The organism is Priestia sp. SIMBA_032 (genome assembly GCF_046535215.1).
GTDB classification, from domain to species: domain Bacteria; phylum Bacillota; class Bacilli; order Bacillales; family Bacillaceae_H; genus Priestia; species Priestia aryabhattai.
Genome location: NZ_JAWRXD010000544.1, coordinates 1 through 277, shown reverse-complemented (window position 1 = coordinate 277; position 277 = coordinate 1). Strand labels below are relative to the sequence as shown.

Sequence of the window (277 nt, the reverse complement as noted above, 5' to 3'; positions counted from 1 at the left end):
AAGACAACTTCAACCAAATCTCCCAACGCAAGACACGCTCCGTCAACACCCCTTCGGAGAGTTCTCAGCCGGTCATTCACATGCAGGGAGGAGGTGCATGGCATCAGTACTATCTAATCTACGGAAATCTCTGGGGTTATCTGCCTCCGGAGAAACCCCCCGTTCGCCAAAAAGTCGCGGATCAAGACGATTCCGCCGACGGCCTTACGTTAACCTTGGATGAATATGAACAAGAACATAAATATGAAGAGGGCGATTACAAGCTTAGCCAGACCGT

At 50.2% G+C, this 277-nt stretch carries 1 protein-coding gene; it reads left to right on the top strand.

Going from position 1 to position 277, the window contains the following annotated elements; genetic code table 11:
• Positions 1-80 precede the first annotated feature (80 nt).
• A partial coding sequence (locus SB717_RS35470) for a hypothetical protein (RefSeq protein WP_410907620.1) occupies positions 81-277 on the top strand: 197 nt, incomplete at its 3' end.